The 21,682-nt window shown below is 54.5% G+C and carries 23 protein-coding genes and 1 riboswitch; of the genes, 19 read left to right on the top strand and 4 right to left on the bottom strand.

Annotated elements, in window-relative coordinates; translation table 11 throughout:
• Positions 1-59 precede the first annotated feature (59 nt).
• Positions 60-2,150, top strand: coding sequence for a cell division protein ZapA (locus G5B47_RS11165; protein ID WP_165097878.1), 2,091 nt, complete (start codon positions 60-62; stop codon positions 2,148-2,150).
• 115 nt (positions 2,151-2,265) lie between these two features.
• Here the strand turns inward: G5B47_RS11165 and G5B47_RS11170 are convergent, their stop codons facing one another.
• A complete protein-coding gene (locus G5B47_RS11170) occupies positions 2,266-2,661 on the bottom strand; it encodes a cupredoxin domain-containing protein (RefSeq protein WP_165097880.1) in 396 nt (131 codons plus the stop codon).
• A 333-nt stretch (positions 2,662-2,994) separates the two neighbouring features.
• On the opposite strand from G5B47_RS11170, the gene G5B47_RS11175 reads away from it, so the two are divergent.
• Positions 2,995-4,095: a GGDEF domain-containing protein gene (locus tag G5B47_RS11175; protein ID WP_165097882.1), complete on the top strand. Its 1,101-nt coding sequence runs from the start codon at positions 2,995-2,997 to the stop codon at positions 4,093-4,095.
• Positions 4,096-4,168: 73 nt separating this feature from the next.
• Here G5B47_RS11175 and G5B47_RS11180 read toward each other — a convergent pair whose 3' ends face one another.
• The gene (locus G5B47_RS11180; RefSeq protein ID WP_025334089.1) at positions 4,169-4,516 is read right to left on the bottom strand and encodes a phage holin family protein; all 348 of its coding nucleotides are present in this window, start codon (positions 4,514-4,516) and stop codon (positions 4,169-4,171) included.
• 153 nt (positions 4,517-4,669) lie between these two features.
• On the opposite strand from G5B47_RS11180, the gene G5B47_RS11185 reads away from it, so the two are divergent.
• From G5B47_RS11185 to G5B47_RS11200, 4 genes are all read left to right on the top strand, one after another.
• Entirely contained in the window at positions 4,670-7,039 is a 2,370-nt protein-coding gene (locus G5B47_RS11185) for an endonuclease MutS2 (RefSeq protein ID WP_165097884.1), read from the top strand.
• Positions 7,040-7,070: 31 nt separating this feature from the next.
• Positions 7,071-7,490 carry a DUF350 domain-containing protein gene (locus tag G5B47_RS11190; protein ID WP_025334091.1) on the top strand — a complete coding sequence of 140 codons (420 nt, stop codon included), beginning with the start codon at positions 7,071-7,073 and terminating at the stop codon, positions 7,488-7,490.
• A gap of 135 nt (positions 7,491-7,625) precedes the next feature.
• Positions 7,626-8,159, top strand: coding sequence for a hypothetical protein (locus tag G5B47_RS11195; protein ID WP_235949831.1), 534 nt, complete (start codon positions 7,626-7,628; stop codon positions 8,157-8,159).
• A 75-nt stretch (positions 8,160-8,234) separates the two neighbouring features.
• Positions 8,235-9,443, top strand: a complete 1,209-nt coding sequence (locus G5B47_RS11200; RefSeq protein WP_165097888.1) for an MFS transporter — start codon at positions 8,235-8,237, stop codon at positions 9,441-9,443.
• 130 nt (positions 9,444-9,573) lie between these two features.
• Here the strand turns inward: G5B47_RS11200 and mscL are convergent, their stop codons facing one another.
• On the bottom strand, positions 9,574-9,948 hold the full coding sequence (gene mscL / locus G5B47_RS11205) for a large conductance mechanosensitive channel protein MscL (protein WP_165097890.1): 375 nt from the start codon (positions 9,946-9,948) through the stop codon (positions 9,574-9,576).
• 192 nt (positions 9,949-10,140) lie between these two features.
• Here mscL and G5B47_RS11210 point away from each other — a divergent pair, with 192 nt between their 5' ends.
• The 11 genes from G5B47_RS11210 (at position 10,141) to G5B47_RS11260 (ending at position 19,010) form a co-directional block, all read left to right on the top strand.
• A complete protein-coding gene (locus tag G5B47_RS11210; protein ID WP_165097892.1) occupies positions 10,141-10,374 on the top strand; it encodes a hypothetical protein in 234 nt (77 codons plus the stop codon).
• Positions 10,375-10,478: 104 nt separating this feature from the next.
• Positions 10,479-10,865, top strand: a complete 387-nt coding sequence (locus G5B47_RS11215; protein WP_165097894.1) for a spore coat protein — start codon at positions 10,479-10,481, stop codon at positions 10,863-10,865.
• Positions 10,866-11,206: 341 nt separating this feature from the next.
• The gene (locus G5B47_RS11220; protein WP_165097896.1) at positions 11,207-11,707 is read left to right on the top strand and encodes an Lrp/AsnC family transcriptional regulator; all 501 of its coding nucleotides are present in this window, start codon (positions 11,207-11,209) and stop codon (positions 11,705-11,707) included.
• 18 nt (positions 11,708-11,725) lie between these two features.
• Positions 11,726-12,952 (top strand): aminotransferase class I/II-fold pyridoxal phosphate-dependent enzyme, encoded by a 1,227-nt coding sequence (locus G5B47_RS11225; protein ID WP_165097897.1) that lies wholly within the window; start codon positions 11,726-11,728, stop codon positions 12,950-12,952.
• 244 nt (positions 12,953-13,196) lie between these two features.
• Complete coding sequence (locus tag G5B47_RS11230) at positions 13,197-13,454, top strand: aspartyl-phosphate phosphatase Spo0E family protein (protein WP_165097899.1); 258 nt, start codon at positions 13,197-13,199, stop codon at positions 13,452-13,454.
• 196 nt (positions 13,455-13,650) lie between these two features.
• On the top strand, positions 13,651-14,214 hold the full coding sequence (locus tag G5B47_RS11235) for a cob(I)yrinic acid a,c-diamide adenosyltransferase (RefSeq protein ID WP_165097901.1): 564 nt from the start codon (positions 13,651-13,653) through the stop codon (positions 14,212-14,214).
• A 2-nt stretch (positions 14,215-14,216) separates the two neighbouring features.
• The gene (locus tag G5B47_RS11240; protein ID WP_165097903.1) at positions 14,217-15,233 is read left to right on the top strand and encodes an RluA family pseudouridine synthase; all 1,017 of its coding nucleotides are present in this window, start codon (positions 14,217-14,219) and stop codon (positions 15,231-15,233) included.
• A 15-nt stretch (positions 15,234-15,248) separates the two neighbouring features.
• On the top strand, positions 15,249-15,614 hold the full coding sequence (locus G5B47_RS11245; RefSeq protein ID WP_165097905.1) for an arsenate reductase family protein: 366 nt from the start codon (positions 15,249-15,251) through the stop codon (positions 15,612-15,614).
• Positions 15,615-15,629: 15 nt separating this feature from the next.
• Positions 15,630-16,610: a 5'-3' exonuclease gene (locus G5B47_RS11250; protein WP_165097907.1), complete on the top strand. Its 981-nt coding sequence runs from the start codon at positions 15,630-15,632 to the stop codon at positions 16,608-16,610.
• 244 nt (positions 16,611-16,854) lie between these two features.
• Positions 16,855-17,736: an ROK family protein gene (locus tag G5B47_RS11255; RefSeq protein WP_165097908.1), complete on the top strand. Its 882-nt coding sequence runs from the start codon at positions 16,855-16,857 to the stop codon at positions 17,734-17,736.
• Positions 17,737-17,981: 245 nt separating this feature from the next.
• Positions 17,982-19,010: an HRDC domain-containing protein gene (locus G5B47_RS11260; protein ID WP_165097910.1), complete on the top strand. Its 1,029-nt coding sequence runs from the start codon at positions 17,982-17,984 to the stop codon at positions 19,008-19,010.
• 86 nt (positions 19,011-19,096) lie between these two features.
• On the opposite strand, the gene corA is transcribed toward G5B47_RS11260, so the two are convergent.
• Positions 19,097-20,032 (bottom strand): magnesium/cobalt transporter CorA, encoded by a 936-nt coding sequence (corA, locus tag G5B47_RS11265; RefSeq protein ID WP_165098293.1) that lies wholly within the window; start codon positions 20,030-20,032, stop codon positions 19,097-19,099.
• Between the two features lie 44 nt (positions 20,033-20,076).
• On the opposite strand from corA, the gene G5B47_RS11270 reads away from it, so the two are divergent.
• Both G5B47_RS11270 and metA read left to right on the top strand, forming a co-directional pair.
• Positions 20,077-20,271, top strand: coding sequence for a hypothetical protein (locus G5B47_RS11270; protein WP_165097912.1), 195 nt, complete (start codon positions 20,077-20,079; stop codon positions 20,269-20,271).
• 229 nt (positions 20,272-20,500) lie between these two features.
• Positions 20,501-20,628: riboswitch (SAM riboswitch) on the top strand.
• Positions 20,629-20,744: 116 nt separating this feature from the next.
• Complete coding sequence (gene metA, locus G5B47_RS11275) at positions 20,745-21,662, top strand: homoserine O-acetyltransferase MetA (protein ID WP_165097914.1); 918 nt, start codon at positions 20,745-20,747, stop codon at positions 21,660-21,662.
• Positions 21,663-21,682: the final 20 nt, after the last annotated feature.

Raw genomic sequence — 21,682 nt, forward strand, 5'->3', positions numbered from 1 at the left:
ACAATAGAGAGACGAGAGACCAACTTAGAATCCGCATACACATAAAGGAGGGCACAACTGTGGCAATGGACCGGACTCGTGTCGCCGTCGAAATTTACGGTACTTCCTATAAATTGGTTGGAAGCAGCACTGAATATATGAAACAGGTCGCCCAATATGTGGACGAGCATATGCGGGCGATTTCCAAATCCCATAGCCGGCTGGATACTCCGCGCATAGCGGTTCTTGCAGCCGTACATATGGCGGAGCAGGCGATCCAGGCGCAGGATCTCAAGAATGAAGTGAATATGCTGACCGGAGAACGCAGCCTGCTTCGCGCCGAGGTTGCCCGTCTGCTCGAGGCCCAAGGGGAGCAGGAGAGGGAACGGGAACGGCTGACGGCCTCGGCTCAGGAAGAGAAGCAGCGGCTGATCGCTGAGGCGGAAGAGGAGAAGCAACAGCTGATTGCCGGAGCCGAAGAGGAGAAGCAGCGGCTGATCGCCGGAGCCGAAGAGGAACGCAAGCGGCATCTGGAGGTCGAGGAGCGGGAACGCAGCGCTCATAGCGAGAGGCTGCGGCAGGCGGAGGAGACCGCAGCGAAGGTCCGGCAGGGGCTTGAGGAAGAGCTGAAGCGGCGGGATCTAGAGCTGGAGGAGCTTCGCGAAGCGCATGCTCGCGAACTGGAAGAGAGCCGCGAGAGCTACAGGCTCCAGCAGGAGCAGGCCGAGACGCTGCGTTTGAAGCAAGTGGAAGCGCTCAGCGCCGGGCACCGGACGGAGCTGGAGGAGCTTCGGGCTTCGCACATGTCGGAGCTAACGGAGATCACGGACCGCCTGGAGCGGGAGCTTACGGAGACGAAGGCGGCGCTCGGCAGGGAGCTGGAAGAGACGAAGAGCATCTTGACCCGTCAGCGGGAAGAAGCCACCGCGGCGCTGAACAAGGAACTGGGCCAGGAGCGGGAATCTTTGCAGCGGGAGCTTGCAAAGAATAAGGAGCTTCGGCAGTCCTTGGGCAACCAGGAGAACCGGCACAAGCAAGCGGCGCAGGAGATGGAGAAGCATCTCGGCGAGCTGCGCGGCACGATCAGCCAGCTTCAGGCGAAGCTGCGCTCCGAAGAGGCAGGCCTCAAAGCAGAGCGGGAAGCCCGGTCCGCGCTGCAGACTCAGCATAACGAGGCTCTTCTGCGCGAGCAGAAGCTGAGCGGCGAGCTGGAGGCGGCCACTGGTCTGGGAGACCTGCTGCAGCAGGAGCTAGCGGAGCTACGCCAGGACTATGAGCTGTCGGCGGGCCAGGCGGAAGAGCTGCGGAAGTCGTTGGGCGAGACGTCCAAGCAGCTTCATCGCACCGAAGAAGAGCTTGCGCGGATAACGGCCGAGCATGGCGAGTGGAAGACGGCGGCGGGCAAGCGGCAGGAGGAGATCGGCGAACTCGAAGTCAGCTTGCTTGAAGCCGAGGAGAAGCTCGAAGCGGTACAGGGAGAGCTTTACAGACTTCGGAGCGAAGCCGCAGAGCTGTCGAAGTCGCTGGAGCGGGAAGCGGCTCTCCGGCGGGAAGCCGAGAGCGCGGCAGAGGCGCTGCGTGTCCGCAGCGAGGAGACCGAGAGCGATCTGGCCGGTCTGCGTGAGCGTCATGAGGAATTGATCATGCAGTACGATGAAGTGCTGCAAAGCGGAGAACGGCTGGAGGAACGCTGCCGTTTGCTTGAAGAGGAAGCGGGGGAAGCATCCCTTCGGCTGGAGGAGCTGTCCGAAGCGGGCAGAGAGGCGGCGGCGGCGGCCGAGCTGCAGCGCGAACAGCTGAGCGAAGCGCGGAGCTACGGCGAATCGTGGAAAGTGAGCTACGAAGAGCTGAAGCAGGCGCAGCAGACGTGGGCCGAGACGGAATCGAAGCTCCGCGAAGAAATCGAAGTCTGGCAGCAGGAGGCCCAGGAGGGCGAGCAGCTGCGCGATTCGCTTAGCCAGGAGCGCAGCGACGCGCTCCGGAAGCTTGAAGAGATCGGCGAAAGCTACGAGCTTGCCCAGGGGCAGCTGCGGCTGCTGCAGGCCGAATTCAACATCCGGCAGAACGAGCTGGATCGTGTTGCGCAGGAGCATCAGAAGCTTCAGGCTGAATATGCGAAGCTGCAAAATGAGTATAATGAATGGATTCAGCTCATCGAACAGGATAGTTGAACATAACCGCACAAGAAGAAACGACGGGCAGCGACCGAGCAGGCCGCGACTGCGTTTCTTGCATTTGAAGGGCAGCCCCAAACTTTCGGGGCTGCCCTTTATCATTTTGACTAAGCTATTCCACGATGAGATCGGCGTTCATTTGGCTGTGACCGGAGCCGCAAAATACCGAACAGGTCATCTTGAACGTCCCCGCTTGTTCGGGAACGATTACCTGTGAAAGATGTTTGCCGCTTAATTGAAGCTCGAGCTCCGGAACCAGAATGCCGTGATTGCCGCTTGCGTTCTCGAGTGTAATTTTGACGGGAATCCCTTTTTTCAGATGGTACTCTTTTTGGTCAAAGCGGAAATTGGTTGCCTTGATGACGATTTCCTCCTGCGCCGAAGCCGTGACGGCCGTACTTCCGGTCCCGCTGTCCGCGGTGTTCCCGCCGTTGCTTGGTTTCCCGCAGCCACTGACGAGAGTAAGCAAAAGAGTGATGGATGTCAGGTACAATGCCGTTTTTTTCATGTGAACCCTCCTAAAAGTTTTGCGAAGATTATGGTTCAGGGCAAGACTACAGCAAAACTCGCATCGGAAGCGTACGCTTAAGTATTACGAAGTTTATGCACCGGGACTGGACTACAGCAAAACTAGCACAAAAAGAGCATATGCCTGATTTTACAATGATAACGCTTCCGGGCAAAGAAAATGGCACAACCGGTCTCGCAAGCTAAATCAGGAATCTAAAAACCGGATGCAAAAGCGATTCAAATTTATTATAATGAAAAGCACTATACCGCGCATATATTATAATACAAAGGTTAAAAGTAGGGGATTGTCATTAGTGGAGCAGCTGTTATAATGAACACGGAAGTCTGGCACCGAAAGATATTAAATTTGTATTGGACGCTGATAGCGATAACTTTAGTTGGGCAAATGGTCTATGCGATTGGCGGCTTGAAGCTGGCGCCCGATACCACTGTTCCGGAGCAGATCGGTTATTTTATACTCCCTTGCTGCCTGTTTATGCTGCTGATTATGATCGTGGCGGAAGTGTGGCTGCGGGCCGAATTCAGATTTCAGAAGCAAATTGTGATCGGCAGCGGATTGTTGGTGTCTTACCTGCTGTACTTTATAGTCGAACCGTATATCGACGGCGCCCAGATGGCATTGATGATACCGGTCATGGCCTCGCTTGTGTATTTTGACCTCAGGATGCTGTTTGCGCTTGGAGGGCTTAATCTCTTTATGTACGCCGGCATTTACTTCGGGCTGGAGCGAAGGCTGCTGGAGAAACCGCTGCTTGAATTTTTGATGATGGAATGTATTTATATTGTGTTTGTCGTGATGGCCCGGGGAGTTATCGTGAGAGCGTACGAAACGAGCCATTACCTGGAGCAAGTGACCAAGTCGGAGCAGGGGCTTCTGGTCGAACGGGCGCTTTCGGACAAGCTGCTCAAGATCGATGCGCTTACGGGGCTTTACAATCATAAGACCTTTCACGAATATCTGGATTCACTGCTGGAGCAAAGCGAGAAGAACGGGCTGCAGCTGCAGCTTGCGCTGTTTGATATCGACAATTTCAAGCAGGTAAACGATACCTACGGGCACTGGATCGGAGACATTGTGCTGAAAGAGGTCGCGGCGAAGATCGGCGGAACGATCAGCCTTAACGATTTTGCCGCCAGGTACGGAGGCGAGGAGTTCGCGGTCATCTTTACGGATAAAAGCCTGGAGGACGCATTGGTGCTGGCCGAAGCGCTTCGGTCCGGCATATCGGAAATGGAGCATCCTTATGCGGGAGGCAAACCGATTACCGTTAGCATCGGCCTTTGCCCTTACCGGGCAGGAGACGGCAAGGAGCTGCTGTTTCGAAGAACGGACGAAGCCCTCTACCAGGCTAAGCGCAGCGGAAAAAACCGGGTAATCACCGCCGGTGAACATCGGCTTGTGCCGGTCTGATCCATAACCTAAGATAGCCGTCCCTTCACTTATGTGCAGGGGACGGCTTCTTTGTGGGCTGCGCGGCTTCCTGTTATTTGCCGGCTTCGAACGGCGTTGAGACAGGCAGGAACAGGTCAATAATCCCGATGACCAGTGCCGCGAGGATTGCGCCGATGATGGACACGCTAACTCCGGCGACAATGAACTGCGCAAGCCAGATGACCAGGGCGCTCACCAGAAACCCTACAATACCGCGCCCGAACGGTGTTGTTTTGCGCCCGAAGATGCCTTCGGCGATCCACCCGAGCAGGGCGATCACCAAAGCAAGCATAAGGGCGCTCCAGAATCCGCCGATGCTGAAGTTTGGCACAATCCAGCCAACCACGAGAAGAACCAGCGCGGAAACGATAAAGCGGACTACATGACCTAAAAACCTCACTGTACAAGCCTCCTTTGCTTCAAGCTTAAGGATACGTGCAATCGTTATTGTACACAGAATCATTCTCCGTTATGTTGGAAGGCAGCACCCAAATAGCGGAAATGCTCTATATTCGGTATAATGATTTCTATATGAAGGGAGCTGTGACCGTAATTGGACGACAAGATATTGCATACGCTTGAATATCGAAAGATTTTAAATAAATTGGTGCAGTATACACAAACCCCGATGGGAGAAGCAATGGCGGAAGCCCTCAGGCCCTCGGGCGATTTTGAAGCCGTCAAGCTGTTGCTGCAGGCAACGGATGAAGGGGCAACGGTCGACCGCTTGAAGGGAATCCCTTCCTTCGGAGGCATCACCGACATTAAATCGGCGCTGAAACGGGCCTCCATCGGCGGAATGCTTGGCACGCACGAGCTTCTGGCCGTCGGTAACACGATTGGCGGCGGGCGCCGGGTCAAGCGCTTCCTTGCGGCCATGCATGAAGAAGAGCAGATTCCGATGCTCTTCGATCTAAGCGATTTGATCTCGGAGCAGAAGCCTGTCGAGGACGCGATTCGCTCTGCCATCGACGAGAATGCGGAGGTGCTTGATTCCGCCAGCCCCGAGCTGTCCGCCATCCGCAGAGAGCTGCGAAACGGTGAGACGAGAATCCGCGAGAAGCTGGATTCGATGATTCGTTCCTCCTCCGTGGCGAAGATGCTGCAGGACCAGCTCGTTACGATCCGCGGCGACCGGTTCGTTATTCCGGTTAAGGCGGAATACCGCTCGCACTTCGGCGGCATCGTTCACGACCAGTCGGGCTCGGGGGCGACGCTGTTCATCGAGCCGGAATCAATTGTCGCGATGAACAACAAGCTCCGGGAGACGAGACTGCGCGAGGAGCGAGAAATCGAAATCATCCTGCGTAAGCTGACCGCCCTTGTCGGTGAAATTGCCGAGGAGACCGCTTATGATGTCGATATTCTCGGCCAGCTTGACTTTATATTCGCTAAAGCCCGTCTGGCCAGAGAAATGAAAGCGTCCAGGCCGCGAATGAACGACCGCGGCTACTTGAAGCTGCGCAAAGGGAGACATCCGCTGATTCCGGCAGAGTCTGTCGTTCCTCTGGATGCGGAGCTTGGCAACCAGTACAGCTCCATTATTGTGACCGGCCCGAATACGGGCGGCAAGACCGTTACACTGAAGACCATCGGGCTGCTCAGCCTGATGTCGATGTCCGGACTCTTTATTCCGGCAGAAGAAGGCAGCCAAATGTGCGTGTTCGACGGCATATTCGCTGACATCGGAGATGAACAGAGCATAGAGCAGAGTCTGAGCACATTCTCGAGCCATATGACCAATATTATATCCATCCTTAAGCGGATGACTCCCAAAAGCCTGGTTCTGCTTGACGAAGTCGGCGCGGGTACGGACCCGGCCGAAGGTTCCGCACTGGCCATTGCCATATTGGAACATATCCACCGGACGGGCTGCCGGATGGTGGCGACAACGCACTACAGCGAACTTAAAGCTTACGCTTACGAACGTAATGGCGTCATCAACGCCAGCATGGAATTTGACGTGCAGAGCCTTCGTCCGACGTACCGCCTGCTGATCGGCGTTCCCGGCCGAAGCAATGCCTTCGCGATCGCCGAGCGCCTGGGACTGCCGGAGGCCATTCTGGAGCATGCGCGGGGCGAGGTCAAGGAAGAGGATCTGCGCGTCGAGCATATGATCGCTTCCCTGGAAGAGAACCGGCTCGGCGCGGAGAACGAGCGCGAACGGGCCGAGATGCTGCGGCGCGAAGCGGAAGAGCTGCGCGGCAGACAGCGCCAGGAGCTGGAGAAGCTGGAGAACCAGCGGGACAAATGGCTGGATAAGGCGGAGAAGGAAGCCGCAGCGATTGTCGACAAGGCCCGCAAGGAAGCCGAACAGATTATCGGCGATTTGCGGCGACTGGCTCTGGAGGAAGGAGCGTCGGTCAAGGAGCATAAGCTGATCGAAGCCCGGCGGCGGCTCGATGAAGCGCAGCCTTCGCCACGAAAGAAGGAGCCTGCACGCGGCGCGAAGAACAAGCCGGCGCGCCAAATCGGCCCCGGAGATGAAGTGGCTGTGAACAGCCTGAATCAGAAAGGACATGTCGTCGAGCTGAGCGGAAGCAAAGAAGCCGTCGTACAGCTCGGCATTATGAAAATGAAGGTGCGGCTGGACGACCTGGAGCTGCTGTCTTCCGCGAAGCCATCTGTGCCCCAGCCGCTCCGCCAGGCCACGACCTTGAAGCGCACCCGGGACGATAATACCCGCAGCGAGCTCGATTTGCGGGGAGCGAATCTGGAGGAGGCGCTGATCGAAACGGACCGTTTCATTGATGAAGCGTTCCTTGGCAACCTTGGACAAATTTATATCATCCACGGCAAAGGAACCGGTGTCCTGCGTTCGGGAATCCAGGAATATTTGCGCAAACACAAGCATGTCAAGAGCTACCGCCTCGGCAACTATAATGAAGGCGGAGCAGGCGTAACGGTTGCTGAGCTGAATTAGCGGCGTTTCCGGCGGAAAGAAGGAGGAACCCATGGAACACACAATCGATGCTTTGCTGAATCATCCGCTGGGAAGCGTGCTCGGCTACTTTGCGGTCGCCATACTGGAGCTGGTTGTCTTTTTGTCCATATTTGAAATGGTGACGAAATACAACTGCTGGGAAGAAATCCGAAAGGGTAACGTGGCGGCTTCAATGGCAACCGGCGGCAAAATATTCGGTATCTGCAATGTGCTCCGCTTCAGCATTCAGGCGCAGGCCTCGATTTATGACACGATGAAATGGTCCCTCATCGGTTTCGTTCTCCTTCTGCTCGCCTACTTCATGTTTGAATTTCTGACGCCCGTCTTTTCGATTGACAAGGAGATTGCGGCGGATAACCGGGCGGTCGGACTTACGGCGATGCTGATTTCCGTGTCGTTGTCCTATGTCATCGGGGCCTCGATTTTGTAAAGAACGATCTAAGCGCAGAGGGAGACTTGAGGGCGGCATGAAAATTCTGGTGCGCGTGCTGTTTGTTTCGGCGGTTCTTTTTTTGGCGGCCGGAATTATCTACTTAATGATGAAATGATGAAGGAGACTGGAGAGATGGATACAACTGTGTGCCCTTGGTGCCATACGGAAATCGTATGGGATGAGGAACTTGGATCGGAGGAAAACTGCCCGCATTGCGGCAACGAACTGAGCGCTTACCGAACGGTCAACATCAGCAGCGAGGTTCTGGAGGATGAGGAAGACGACGACGAGCATGAGCATGAACATGGGGACGAGGATTTGTGGGGAGAAGACGGACAGGACGGCATTGTTCCCGTCTTCAATCTGCTCGACAGCTATCGTGACACTTACGATCTGGAGCGCTATGACAGTAACGTGGCGGCCATTCTGGATGAGCAGGCCGAGGTTCCGGAATGTCCGCAATGCCATGAGTACATGCTGCTCGCTGGTACCACTCTGGTAAAAGATTTCAAAGCTGCCGTACCCGCCGCTGTCGGCGTGCCGCTGCTAAAGGCGCCGGTTTCCCTGAATATGTATGTCTGTCCGTCATGCTTCCAGATTCAGCACAGCCTGGCTGAAGAAGGCCGAGAGCAGTGGGTGCGGGGTATCGGGGGCCTTCGGAAATAAATTCCCGCCGGTAAGAATCCCTTCGTTTGGGGCATGCTATCAAAGGCATGTCTCAAAGGGTAAGGGGGGAGCATCATGAATAAATCGCTGCGGGGACAACCGCGGCTGCTCTTGGCTGTGAACGGGTTATTCGTACTGTCGGGGGCACTTGCGGGAACTTTTTTAAATGTATACTTATGGAAAAGCCGCCAGGACTATATCATGATTGGCTGGTTTACGGTGGCTCAACAAATTGCTCTGGGCCTCAGCTTTTGGCTGGGCGGCAAATGGGTGAAGGAGTTTAATAAAATGAATGCCCTGCGGCTTGGCATCGCCGTTTCGGGCCTTTTTTATCTATTGGTGCTGTGGCTGGAGAGCCGGGTGGTTGATTATGTCTGGTCGCTCGGCGTTCTGCTGGGAGTTGCTTTGGGGCTGTTTTGGCTTGCCTTCAACATCGTTTTTTTTGAGACCACGGACCCCGGTAACCGGAACGCTTTCAACGGCTGGGTTGGACTACTCGGCTCCTTGGCCGGTATCGTCGGTCCCTGGCTGTCCGGGTGGCTGATCTCCGCGATGAACGGAAACCGGGGGTACCGGGTGGTGTTCATCATCTCGCTTTGCATTTACGGGGTGGCGGCGGTGCTGAGCTTCTTTCTGAAAAAGCGGAAAACACCCGGCGAGTATCAATGGCTGGAGCCCTGGCATGAGCTTCATTCCGAAGATAGAGATTGGCGTGTAATGGGAGCGGGACTTGTATTCCAGGGGCTTCGGGAAGGCGTATTTTCCTTTTTGATCGGCCTGCTCGTATACATAGCGTCTCAAGAGGAAAGCAAGCTGGGGCAGTTTACGCTGATTACCTCGGCGGTATCGCTTGTCTGTTACTGGGCGGCAGGAAAATGGCTTAAACCGAAATACCGGTCGGCCGGGATGTTCTGGGGCTCGCTGCTGCTGGTGGCGGTTATCTTCCCTCTGTTATGGAAGGTTAACTACGGCACTCTGCTGATTATGGGGATCGGAACGTCGCTGTTCATTCCGCTTTATATGCTCCCGATGGTTTCGAGCAGCTTTGATCTGATGGGCGAGAGCAAGGAGAGCGCGGGGATGCGGGTTGAACTGATTGTGCTGCGCGAACTGTGTCTGATGACCGGGAGGCTTGCGGGGACATTTATTTTTATCGGCGTTCTGTCGGCCAGCGCCGCCCCGCGAACCGTTACTCTGCTGATGCTGGGCCTTGGCGTCGCGCCGCTCGGAAGCTGGCTGTGTCTGCGCCGGATGCTGCGGAAAAATATAGTGCCCGAGCGATAACCGCAAAAATTAGCGATACGCCGAGCCGCTGCTGGCCTGGTGCACACTTAAATGAAAAGCCGTTTCCCTTGCCCTATGCGGGCAGGAGAGACGGCTTTTGGCATTGTTTTGCTTCAGGATCGTTAGCGCACTATTTGTTCTTCAGCAGATCGCGGATTTCCGATAGCAGCACCTCTTCGCGCGTCGGCGCGGGCTCGGCTTTGGGCGCTTCCTCTCTTTTGCGTTTAAACTTTCCGGCAATCCGGACCAGCAGAAACAGAGAGAAGGCGATGATAAAGAAGTCGATCACGCTCTGAAGAAAAACCCCGTATTTCAGTACGGCGCTGCCGTATGTATACTGCAGACCTTCAAGATCAATCCCGCCGCTCAAGAGTCCGATCACAGGCGTGATAATGTCGCCTACCAGCGAGGTTACGATTTTGCCGAAGGCGGCCCCGATCACGACAGCGAATGCGAGATCAAGCACGTTTCCCTTCAGCGCGAAGTTTTTGAAATCTTTCCACATAATGTGAGCTCCACCCTTCCCGGTTTAATACCCTAACCCATTATTACAAATTGAAAGAAATGCTGCAACAAAAGTTAATGGCCGCCTGGATTTTCAGAAGAAGGCTTTTTGCTTGCGAAATTATGCACATAAATGGCGGAAGGAAAGGCATACTAAGAGCGGTTGAACCATCCCAAGAAAGGAATGAATGCAATGCAATCCACTCAAATGCAACCGCTAAGCAGCAAAGAACTGGAATATATTTCCGACTCCATTTCCAATGAGGAAATGCTTATCAAGCAGTACGCCGCCACGGCCGGGTTGACACAAAACCAAGCCGTTCGCCAAATTTGCGAGCAGCATATCCAAAATCACAACCACCATATGGACATACTGATCCAGCTTCTTCAGCAGCACCAGCAGTACGCTCCTTCCCAGCCGCAATAACTTTGAACCGGTCCGGACCGGTTTACGCGAAGGTTCCAAAGCGAGTTTTGTTGATGTTTTATCTTGGAAGCTGCTCAGCACAAAACTTTTAGGAGGTCACTTACGTGTACGCACAAAACACAAATGCTTTTATGCAAGAAGAGGATTTGCTCAACATCATTTTGGCGGATTTGAAACGGACGGTTCGCGAATATGCGACAGCCGCAACGGAGTCCAATTGTCAGACGGTTCGCCGCGCCTTTAATGACTTGACGATGAATACGCTCCGCATTCAGGGAGATCTTTACATGCAAATGTCGCAGCTGAACATGTACCAGGCTCCTTCCAAGGCGCTCCGCCAGGAGCTGGACAAGCAAATTCAAAGCGCGCATCAGACCCAGCAAAAAGCCCGGCAGTTCGCTCAGCAAAAAATGGGTGGACAAGGCATGTATGCCCAGGCACCGAACGTGTCCCAGCATCAACCTAACGTGAGTAACCCTTACTATATGTAAATCGGCCATACCCGGGTGAAGCAGCACCAGCAGCCTTGCGGCCGCTCCGGCGGTGTCATAAGAAGCGTCCGTTCTTCGCGGGTATCCGTGAAAGGGCGGACGCTTTTTTTAAAATATAAGACTTTATAGCGGGCGCTTATCATTTTGTCTTATATTTCTACGAGAAACGCACCTGCGTCTTAAAAAGACGCCGTCAGGCGTTTCTTCTTGGACGAGTCATTTTTGTTTGCAGACACAACCTTTTCATGTCATATTATTAATAAACTCTTATGTAACCAATTCTTTCGCGGGAGGCGCCGGCAGCGGCGAACCGTCCCTTGCGAAGATTCCGGAGGGAAGTCATGGAACAAATGAATGAGTTGAAGAGAAAAGTGCTGGAGCTGTTAAAAGAAGATGCGAGAAGAACTCCGGCGCTTATGGCAACGCTGCTCGGGGCCGAAGAAGAAGACGTGAAGACGGCGATCGAACAAATGGAGCAGGAGCACGTAATCGTGAAATACGCGACCGTGGTCAATTGGGATAAAGTCGACGACGAACGGGTTACAGCGCTGATTGAAGTGCAGATTACGCCCGAGCGCGGACGCGGATTTGAAGGCATCGCCGAACGGATTTATCTGTATCCGCAGGTGAAATCGGTCTATCTGATGTCCGGCGCCTACGATTTGCTGGTGGAAGTGGAGGGCCGGAATTTGCGCGAGGTTGCCAACTTCGTTTCCGAGAAGCTGTCTCCTATTGATTCCGTACTGTCGACCAAGACAAATTTCACGCTGAAAAAATATAAACAGGACGGGATTATTTTTGAAGATCATGAAGAAGATAACCGTCTGATGATCTCCCCGTAAAGGAAGAGATGAACTGATATGATTACGAATAAAACACAGTTGGCCGGAGAACAAAGCAAATCAATGACATCTTATCTGTCCCCGCTGGTTCAGCAAATTCAGCCCTCGGGCATCCGCAGATTTTTTGACATGGCCGCGGGAAGCAAAGACATCATTTCTCTCGGGGTCGGCGAGCCGGATTTCAAGACGCCTTGGCATGTCCGGGAAGCCTGCGTCTATTCGCTGGAGCGCGGATTTACGGGATATACCTCGAATGCGGGGATGCCGGAGCTTCGTGAGGGGATAGCCAATTACCTTCATACCCGATTTAACCTGGACTATGATCCCGCGAACCAGATTATCACGACCATTGGCGGCAGCGAAGCGATTGATCTGGCGCTTCGGGCGCTGATATCGCCGGGAGACGAGATTCTCATTCCGGAGCCTTGCTATATTTCCTATTCCCCGATCACCTCGATCGGCGGCGGGGTTCCGGTTGGCATCGAGACGTTCGGCAAGGACCGGTTCAAGCTGACGGCCGATGGGCTGGAAGCAAAAATTACGCCGCGGTCCAAAATTCTGATCCTGTGCTATCCCAGCAACCCGACGGGAGCGATCATGAGCCGGGAAGACTGGGAGCCTATCGCCAAAGTGGTGGAGAAGCATGACCTGATCGTCATTTCCGACGAAATTTATGCCGAGCTTACTTATGGCAGCAATCATATCAGCTTTGCCTCTCTGCCGGGTATGATGGACCGGACGATACTCGTCAGCGGATTTTCCAAAGCTTTCGCTATGACGGGCTGGCGGCTGGGCTATGCCTGCGGACACCCCGATCTGATCGCGGCTATGCTCAAAATTCACCAGTACACCGTGATGTGCGCGCCCTCCATGGGCCAGGTGGCGGCGCTTGAAGCGCTGACGAACGGCATGGAGGAGAAGGACCGGATGGTGGATTCCTATAATCAGCGCCGCCGTCTGATCGTCAAGGGGCTGCGTGATGCGGGACTGGAATGCCATGAGCCGCAAGGGGCGTTCTATGCCTTCCCAAGCATTGCCGGTACAGGTCTGACCTCCGACGAATTCGCCCAGCGCCTGCTGCGGGAGTTTCGGGTGGCGGCCGTTCCGGGCAGCGTATTCGGGCTGGGCGGGGAAGGCTATCTGCGCTGCTCCTACGCCACATCGGTGAGCCAATTAAACGAAGCGCTGGAACGGATTGGCGCGTTTGTTGCTCTTTTGAAGAAAGAGAAAGAAATTAAGGCTTAATACGGCAAAAAACTGATAAAAATCACAAAAATTGACGCAAAAGTTGAAAAAGTTATAGCAAATCATCCAGTCACATGGTATAATTTTACTCTGAATACAGATTATTTATATGTTCCTTAATCTGATTATACATTGATAATCTGGATGATCCGACTCCGCGCATTGTTTTGCTGTTGATTCAGGCGAGGCAGACCATACGATGACGGAAGCAGTGGAGTTACGCTCCGTACAGTTTTTAGGGGGGATGATGTTGCTTTATAGCGATTACTACCTGTGGTCCTTTGGCGGGAACCGGTTCCCGGAAAGCGGGAAAGCTTCCGCGAGGGATGATGCGACCTCGCGCAGCCTCTCCCTGGAAGAGGAGATCCGCATACTCCGCAATCGAATGGAGCAGTTGTTTTTGCAAGAGAAATCATTCACCTCTGATAACGTGGTGGAAATCAGCAGCAAGCTGGATTTGAAGATCAACGAATATATGAAGAGGCGTTCCCGCAAGAATTAGCGGGAGTGCCTTGGTGAGGGTCCTTGGGGCCCTCTTTTTGTTTGTGTGGCTCCTACATTTGCGGGCCTGCTGGAAACAATCGATGGCCTTGCAAGCCGAAGTTAATATGTTAAAGTATGATTATGCCGGATGAGATGCCGGAAGGACGGTCGCTTGTTAGTAAAGAATTCCACAAAAAGAAGCGGAGGGTTGGACCATGTCGATTTATACGCGAACGGGGGACCAGGGCGAGACCTCGGTTATCGGCGGCCGGGTCTCCAAAGATGATATCCGGGTTGAGGCCTACGGCGCGATCGATGAGCTGAACGGCTTTGTCGGGCAGGCGCGCAGCATGATGCATGACGAAGTATTCGCCGATGTCCGGGAGCAGCTGCTTGAAATTCAGCACGAGCTGTTCGACTGCGGCTCCGATCTGGCGTATGCGAGGCTGGACGAAGGCAAGATGAAAGTAACCGGCGACATGACGGAGCGGCTGGAGCGGTGGATTGACGATCTTCAGGCCGGGAATCCGCCGATTGAACGGTTTATTTTGCCGGGAGGAACCGGGCTTGCTTCGGTCCTGCATGTCTGCCGGACCGTATGCCGCCGTGCCGAACGCCGGACCGTTACGCTAGGGCGCAGCCAAGAGATTAACGGCATGACCGTGGCTTATCTGAACAGGCTGTCGGATTATTTCTTCGCGCTTGCCCGCACGGCCAATACGCGGCTCGGGGTGACGGACGTTGAATATATCCGCGGCGCCAAGGTGTTTCGGGACTAAAGATGACAACGTACTATCTGCCCATCGCCTACACCGTTCCTGCCGAAGAGGACGGCATGCTGCTTAAGACAATTCTGCAAAAGCGGATGGATGTCTCGCGCAAGCTGCTGTCCCGTCTCAAACTGACCGAGCGGGGAATTACCCTGAACGGGGAAAGGGTCTATATCAGCGTGCACGTCCGTGCCGGCGATCTCGTGGAAATCCGGATGGAGACGGAGATCTCGGAGGATATTTTGCCGCAGCCGATCCCGTTCCCTATCCTGTATGAAGACGAGCACCTGCTGGTCGTCAGCAAGCCCGCGGGCATGATCGTGCATCCTACCCACGGCCACTATACCGATACGCTGGCTAACGGAGTCGTCCATTATTGGGCGCAAAAAAACGAGCGCTATCGCTTTCGACCCGTCCACCGGCTGGATCAGGAGACGTCCGGCGTCCTCGCCATCGCGAAGAATCCGTACAGCCACCAGCACATCTCGGAGCAGATGCTGGCCGGCACCGTGGACAAACGCTATATTGCGCTTGTCCATGGTGTTCCGGAGCCGGAGAAGGGCGACATCGACGGTCCGATCGACCGCGATCCGGGCGAACCGCACCGGCGGATTGTGACGCCGGACGGTTATCCGTCGCTGACCCGCTACGAGGTCAGGGAGAGGTACCCCTATGCTTCCAAAGTGGAACTGAAGCTGCTCACCGGGCGCACGCATCAAATCCGTGTGCATATGACCTCCATCGGCAAGCCGCTGATCGGGGACCGGATGTACCGGCATCCGGTATATGAAGCGGCTGATCCGGGCGCGGCGCCCGCAGCGGCCGCGAAGCTTGCCCGGGTGGCAGAGTTGGACGCCGCCATCGGCCGACAGGCGCTGCACGCGGCGCGGCTGTCCTTCACGCATCCGATTTTTCGCCGCGAGATGACGTTTGAAGCTCCGCTTCCTCCGGATATGTTGGAACTGGAAGCAATACTGAGGACTGGAACAAGAGACGTCGCAGACATTAACGAAACGGATTTGAAATAAGGAGAATCGTACACAATGAGTCAATTGATTGTATATCATTATCCGAAGTGCGGCACCTGCCGTTCGGCGGTAAAATGGCTGAAAGAACAGGGACATGAGCTGGAGCTGCGCCATATCGTGGAGCAGACGCCGGGAGCGGACGAACTGTCCTCTCTGGCCGAGGCAAGCGGCCTTGAGCTCAAGAAGTTTTTCAATACAAGCGGCGAGGTCTACAAACGGGAAAACCTGAAGGAGAAGCTGCCAAGCCTCGATGACCGCGAGAAGCTGGAGCTACTGGCCGGGAACGGCATGCTGATCAAACGCCCTATCGTTGTCTCGGAGGACAAGGTGACGGTCGGGTTCAAGGAAGAGGATTACCGCAAAGCCTGGGGAAATGAGTAAAGGAGGAGAACGGCGATGAGTGGAGAAGGAAGAAGCCGCGTAATGATTGTGGACGGCATGGCGCTGCTGTTCCGGGCCTATTATGCCACTGCATACGGAGGCTATATTCGCAAGACAAGCGCCGGACTGCCGACCAATGGCGTCTACGGCTTTTTGCAGTATTTTTTCGACGCGGTGTCAACCTTTGAGCCTTCCCACGTTGTATGCTGCTGGGATATGGGCAAGAGCACGTTCCGCACCGAGAAATTTGATGCTTATAAATCGAACCGCGCGGAGCCTCCGCTGGAACTGATTCCGCAATTCGACCTGGTCAAAGAGGTGGTCGCCGAGCTCGGCGTTCCGAATGTGGGCATTCCTGGCTACGAAGCCGACGACTGCATCGGTACCTTGGCTTCCTGCTTCGGCGGGGAGTCCGAGGTGTACATTTTGACAGGAGACCATGACATGCTTCAGCTGGTGAATGATCAGGTCCGGGTCGTTATTATGAAAAAAGGCCGGTCCAACTATAAAGTATACGATCCGGGTTCGCTGCTGGAGGAAAAAGGGCTTACCCCTTCCCAGGTCATCGACCTGAAGGGATTCATGGGCGATACGAGCGACAATTACCCCGGTGTCCGGGGAATCGGAGAGAAGACAGCGCTCAAGCTGCTGGCTGAATACCGGACAGTGGAGGGCGTAATCGAGAATCTCCATCTGCTGCCCAAAGGGGTGCGGAGCAAGATCGAAGCGGATCTGGACATGCTTCATCTGTCCCGGGAGCTGGCGGAAATCCGCTGTGACGTTCCGCTCGTCTGCACGCTGACCGAGTGTCTCTGGGAACTGCAGCGGGATTCGGCCGCGCGCAAATTCAAGGAGCTGGAGTTCGGCAGCCTGATGTATCTCATTTCGGCGGCAGAGGAAGAGCAGCGGGAGGAAGGAATCGTGGAGATTGTGCTTCCGGACCGGCAGAGCCGCTCTACCGCAGCTGGGGCCATAAAGGCTGACCCGTTTGCCTGATCGGATGGTCAGCGGAATCTGATTAAGACTGTTTCACATGGAGCGCGTACAAAGCGTCCTGTGGAACAGTCTTTATTCGTAAGGCGGAAGCGCAGCGGTCTTTCGCTCCTATTGTGTCCGAATGTTACCAGCCGGCGAATGGCAGGGATTTGCTTGTTATTCTTTTGGCGCGCAAAGTATAATAAATAGCGGATATGTGCTTATGGATTGAAAGCGCATGCAAGAGTAGAGGGGAGACAGGCCTGTGAGAGTACTAGGTGCAATTGAAGCGGGAGGAACAAAATTTGTATGCGGGATTGGGCATGAGGACGGCAGTATTATCGACCGGGTCAGCTTCCCGACGACCCGTCCGGAAGAGACGATGGCAGAGGTGTACCGCTATTTTGAAGGTAAAAATGTCGAAGCGATCGGCATAGGCTCGTTCGGGCCGATCGATCCGATTCCCGGAAGCCCGACATACGGCTATGTTACGACGACGCCCAAGCCGTATTGGGGCCAATTTAATCTGGTCGGCGCGGTCCGGGACAAAATCGACGTGCCGATCGGCTTCGATACCGATGTCAACGGCGCCGCGCTTGGTGAATACACCTGGGGCGCGGCACGGGGGCTGGACAGCTGCCTCTACATCACGGTAGGAACCGGTATCGGAGCCGGAGCCGTTGTGGGCGGCAGGTTGATCCACGGGCTGTCCCATCCGGAAATGGGACATATTTATGTCCGCCGCCATCCGGACGATGCTTTTGCGGGGACATGCCCCTACCACGGGGACTGCCTGGAGGGGCTGGCCGCAGGCCCCGCGCTTGGACAGCGCTGGCAGGTGCCGGGAGCGGAGCTCGGCCCGGATCATCCTGCTTGGGAGATTGAGGCCCATTATCTGGCCCATGCTCTGATGAGCTATGTGCTGATTCTGTCGCCGCAGAAAATTGTCATGGGCGGCGGCGTCATGAAGCAGAGCCATCTCTTCCCGCTGATCCGCGCCAAGCTTCAGGAGCTGTTGAAGGGCTACGTGCAGCATGCTTCGCTGACGGCTGATATCGACAGCTATGTGGTGCCTCCCGGTCTCGGGGACAATGCGGGTCTGGCCGGTGCGATCGGGCTGGCAGCCATGGCTCTTGCCCAGGAATAATAGACTTTCTTGATCCGGCTCTGATCCGTCTTTTGAGCAAAAGGGATTGACTGTTCGGAAATATATGGTATTGTATGAATTAACAGTATAGCCGTTCGGGAGGAAGCGCCTCTTTCACGTTACCGTGGGAGAGGCGCTTTTTTGTGTTCGACCGAGGGGCTTCCGCCTGGAAGCCGAAGACACGCGCCTTTACGGCGCGGAATTCCGAATACTGACCATTAAAAAAGTAAAGGCAGGGAAGCAAAATGCAAATCGTATTCATGAACCGGTTATCCAAACAATCGGGGGATTCCGCCGGGGAATTCGCCCAGCTGTGGATTGGCGAGGAGGAGGGGAATTGGCGCCTGGGCTGGCGCGAATTCGGCGAAAATCAGGAAAGCGCCGATTCTTTATGGTATGAGGGAACCTCCTGGAACGAAATGCTCGGTGTGTACAGGCATGAGCTGGCGGTCAAAATGGGGGAGGGCTACCGGCCGCTTATTGACGGTGTCTTCCACGAAGAAGAGAGCCCGACAGGACGGAATCAGGAGCAGCTGAAGCTTCAGTATTACAGCGAGCAGCATGCAAATGAGTCCGTGTACGAAGAATTATGCGCATGGCGGCGCCGGAAAGCCGCTTCAGAACGCAAAGCGCCCTATTTGCTCGCAAGCAATCGCCTGCTGCGTTTATTGGGCACCTTCCTCCCCAAGACCGAGGAAGAGCTTCTGCAAATTCCAGGTGTGGGAGAGACCAAGGCCGCGCAGTACGGCCTGGAGATACTGGCCATTACCTCTGCGGCGGAGCGCAGCCATTCTTTTCCGCTGAGCTGGGTCGGCGCCGAGGTTGATGAGGAGTCCTTCACCTCCTGGCTGTACAAGCAGAAGGAGATCAAATACAAGAAGCAGCTGGAGCGCCTGCGCCTGCGGCGTGTGCTCCTTGAGGGCATTGCGGACGGCTGCGGGATTGAGGAGCTCAAAGAGCGAAGCGCCTCTTCGCGAAGAGAGATTCTGGAAGCCATCGAGGAGCTCGAGAAGGACGGCTATATTGTCGATTCGCTGATCGACAGGGAACTGGCAAGCATGTCCGGCGCGGAGCAGGAAGCGGTTTGGAATGCTTACCAAGAGCTTGGGGATACGCTCCTGAAGCCGGTGCTGCATAAAGTCTACGGCGAAGAGATCACGTCCGCGGGCAGCCTGGATCTGTATTACGAGCGCCTGCGGCTGATACGGCTCCGATTCCGCAGGGAGAACGAGGGCACGCAAGGACTTGCGGCTCACCCGCAGGAGCAGGCATAAGCCCGCTCAAGCCAAAAGAAGGCCTCCCGGCGCCCGGAGGCGTTAGGGAGACCTTCTCTATATAACGGAAATTGCGGGCCGGCTGTTCACAGCCACTCTTTTTTGCGGAACACGTACAGCATCCCGCATCCCAGCGTTACCATAACGCCGATGACGCCATAGTAACCGTATTTTGTATGAATTTCGGGAATGTTGTCAAAGTTCATCCCATAGATACCCGTGATCACGGTCAGCGGCATGAATATGGTCGTAATCGCCGTAAACACCCGCATGATTTCATTGGCGCGGTTGGCGATACTGGACTGATAAGCTTCTCGTAAGTTGCCCATCAGATCGCGGTACGTTTCGAATGTCTCGGAAATTTTGACCGCGTTTTCGTAGATGTCGCTGAAATATTTCTGCAGCTGGTCGTCGATCAGCCGGAGATCTTTTTTGTTCAGGGTGTTGACGACTTCCTTCTGCGGGCCAAGCATTTTCTTCAGCCACAGAATTTCGCCCCGCAGACCGATAATCTCGCTCAGGTGCGATTTCTTGGTATGCATCAGTATATCTTCTTCCAGCTTCTCGATCTTGACTTCGATCCGGTCGCCGACGGCGAAATAATTGTCCACGACAAGGTCTACCAGAAGGTAAAGGAAGCGGTCCGGGGTACTGACCTCCTGCTCCCACAAAACGGGCTTCAGGGTGCGCAGCTCGTGAATTTTCTGCTTCGTGACGGTAATAATATAATGCCGCCCGAGAAAAACGTTAAGGGCCCGGAGGAAGATTTCCTCGTCATCAAAACGGATGCTGTTAACTACAATAAAATAATGGCTCTCGTAAATTTCAATTTTGGGACGCTGTTCCTCATCGCTGAGACAGTCCTCCACTGCCAGATCATGAAGATTAAATACAGGCTGCAGCAGCGCCAAATCCTCCACGTCTGCATCAATCCAATAGAACCCTTCCGCCGGAGGGGCGAGGGTCAGGTCAATATCGTCAATAGGCGTAAAGATGCCTGCGTTAACCAGCCGGATTTTCATCTGATTCACTCCTTCTCTCCCTAGCTTGCCCAGGGAATATGCTTATGAAAGCACAGGAAAACAAATCAGCTTGGCCGGCTGTTTGTGACGATAGGGGCCGCTTATTTTCCGAAGGCATGAAGAAGAAGTGCTCCCGCCGCCGGCAAGCTGATGTTAATCCTGTACGGTTGTTCCTGATCAGCGCTGTGCTGGGTACTCGGGTCGCCTTCCATTCTTCTTCTCACCTCTTTATTCATTAAATTAGGTTTTGGGTTTACCTCTCGCAAAGCGCCTGCCATAGGCTCGGAAGCCAAGGCTTCGCTTATGAGCGATCTTCGGAAAACACTTGTCTAGTATAACGCCGGGTATGGGCTCTTTCAAGCTAAATTGTTGTCATAATCGGGACTCTATAAATAGTGTATGGACTTGACGAAAGTTAGGTTCATTGATTATAGTGATCTATAAGAATTTAAAATTGAATATGACCAAATCTTATCAAGAGCAGGTGGAGGGACTGGCCCAATGAAACCCGGCAACCGGCGTATGACGCACGGTGCTAATTCTTGCAGAGACGCGTAGGTATAATGATCTGCGGCGCGTTGTCTGACAGATGAGAGAGTATCATATGTGTATAAATATGACCTTTCTCGTGCTGCGGGAAAGGTTTTTATTTGTTCTATTTTAACTTAGACCGCGGTCTGCGGTTTGCACTTTAATGAAGGAGTGAGACACAATGCCAATCAAGATTCCCGACAGTTTGCCCGCCAAGGAGGTGCTTTCAGGGGAAAATATTTTCGTAATGGATGAAAGCCAGGCCTTTCACCAGGATATCCGCCCTCTCCGAATCGCTATTCTGAACTTGATGCCTACAAAAGAAACCACGGAAACGCAGCTGCTGCGTCTGGTAGGCAACTCGCCGCTTCAGGTTGATGTCACGCTGCTTCATCCGAGCTCCCATACGTCGAAGAATACATCCGCGGAGCATCTCAAGAGCTTCTACAAGACCTTTGACGAAATCAGCCACCGCCGGCTGGACGGCATGATTGTGACCGGCGCTCCGGTGGAGCAGATGGACTTCGAGGACGTGAATTACTGGGATGAGATGAAAAAGATTTTTGAGTGGAGCAAGGACAACGTCACTTCGACGATGCATATATGCTGGGCGGCGCAGGCTGGTTTGTACTATCACTACGGGGTTCGTAAAGTCGGGCTGTCCGAGAAGTGCTTCGGCGTATTCCCGCACTGCACTACTGCGCCGAATACGAAGCTGCTTAGGGGCTTTGACGAGCTGTTCTATGTGCCTCACTCCCGTCATACGGACATTTCCCGCGAGGATGTCGAGAATACGCCGGATTTGCAGATATTGGCGGAATCGGAGGAGGCCGGCGTTTATCTCGTCGCCACTCAGGACGGCCGGCAGATTTTTGTAACGGGTCATTCCGAGTACGATCCGTTCTCCCTGAAATGGGAGTATGAGCGCGATATCGCCAAGGGGATGGACGTCGCGCTGCCGAAGCATTACTACCCGAATGATGATCCGGGCCGAACACCGCCGGCTGTATGGCGCGCCCATGCGAATCTGCTGTTCTCCAACTGGCTTAACTATTACGTCTACCAGGAAACGCCATACGATATCGGACCTACGATATGATTGCCTTCCGGATTGGACAA

It is taken from the genome of Paenibacillus apii (assembly GCF_011043685.1).
Lineage (GTDB): Bacteria > Bacillota > Bacilli > Paenibacillales > Paenibacillaceae > Paenibacillus_AQ > Paenibacillus_AQ sabinae.

What these genes read in the sequence shown, in the direction of transcription:
- G5B47_RS11170 (WP_165097880.1), bottom strand. Translation starts at nt 2,661, where the DNA reads ATGAAAAAAACGGCATTGTACCTGACATCCATCACTCTTTTGCTTACT.
- G5B47_RS11175 (WP_165097882.1), top strand. Translation starts at nt 2,995, where the DNA reads ATGAACACGGAAGTCTGGCACCGAAAGATATTAAATTTGTATTGGACG.
- G5B47_RS11190 (WP_025334091.1), top strand. Translation starts at nt 7,071, where the DNA reads ATGGAACACACAATCGATGCTTTGCTGAATCATCCGCTGGGAAGCGTG.
- G5B47_RS11195 (WP_235949831.1), top strand. Translation starts at nt 7,626, where the DNA reads ATGGATACAACTGTGTGCCCTTGGTGCCATACGGAAATCGTATGGGAT.
- G5B47_RS11200 (WP_165097888.1), top strand. Translation starts at nt 8,235, where the DNA reads ATGAATAAATCGCTGCGGGGACAACCGCGGCTGCTCTTGGCTGTGAAC.
- mscL (WP_165097890.1), bottom strand. Translation starts at nt 9,948, where the DNA reads ATGTGGAAAGATTTCAAAAACTTCGCGCTGAAGGGAAACGTGCTTGAT.
- G5B47_RS11210 (WP_165097892.1), top strand. Translation starts at nt 10,141, where the DNA reads ATGCAATCCACTCAAATGCAACCGCTAAGCAGCAAAGAACTGGAATAT.
- G5B47_RS11220 (WP_165097896.1), top strand. Translation starts at nt 11,207, where the DNA reads ATGGAACAAATGAATGAGTTGAAGAGAAAAGTGCTGGAGCTGTTAAAA.
- G5B47_RS11225 (WP_165097897.1), top strand. Translation starts at nt 11,726, where the DNA reads ATGATTACGAATAAAACACAGTTGGCCGGAGAACAAAGCAAATCAATG.
- G5B47_RS11230 (WP_165097899.1), top strand. Translation starts at nt 13,197, where the DNA reads ATGATGTTGCTTTATAGCGATTACTACCTGTGGTCCTTTGGCGGGAAC.
- G5B47_RS11235 (WP_165097901.1), top strand. Translation starts at nt 13,651, where the DNA reads ATGTCGATTTATACGCGAACGGGGGACCAGGGCGAGACCTCGGTTATC.
- G5B47_RS11240 (WP_165097903.1), top strand. Translation starts at nt 14,217, where the DNA reads ATGACAACGTACTATCTGCCCATCGCCTACACCGTTCCTGCCGAAGAG.
- G5B47_RS11245 (WP_165097905.1), top strand. Translation starts at nt 15,249, where the DNA reads ATGAGTCAATTGATTGTATATCATTATCCGAAGTGCGGCACCTGCCGT.
- G5B47_RS11250 (WP_165097907.1), top strand. Translation starts at nt 15,630, where the DNA reads ATGAGTGGAGAAGGAAGAAGCCGCGTAATGATTGTGGACGGCATGGCG.
- G5B47_RS11260 (WP_165097910.1), top strand. Translation starts at nt 17,982, where the DNA reads ATGCAAATCGTATTCATGAACCGGTTATCCAAACAATCGGGGGATTCC.
- corA (WP_165098293.1), bottom strand. Translation starts at nt 20,032, where the DNA reads ATGAAAATCCGGCTGGTTAACGCAGGCATCTTTACGCCTATTGACGAT.
- G5B47_RS11270 (WP_165097912.1), top strand. Translation starts at nt 20,077, where the DNA reads ATGAAAGCACAGGAAAACAAATCAGCTTGGCCGGCTGTTTGTGACGAT.
- metA (WP_165097914.1), top strand. Translation starts at nt 20,745, where the DNA reads ATGCCAATCAAGATTCCCGACAGTTTGCCCGCCAAGGAGGTGCTTTCA.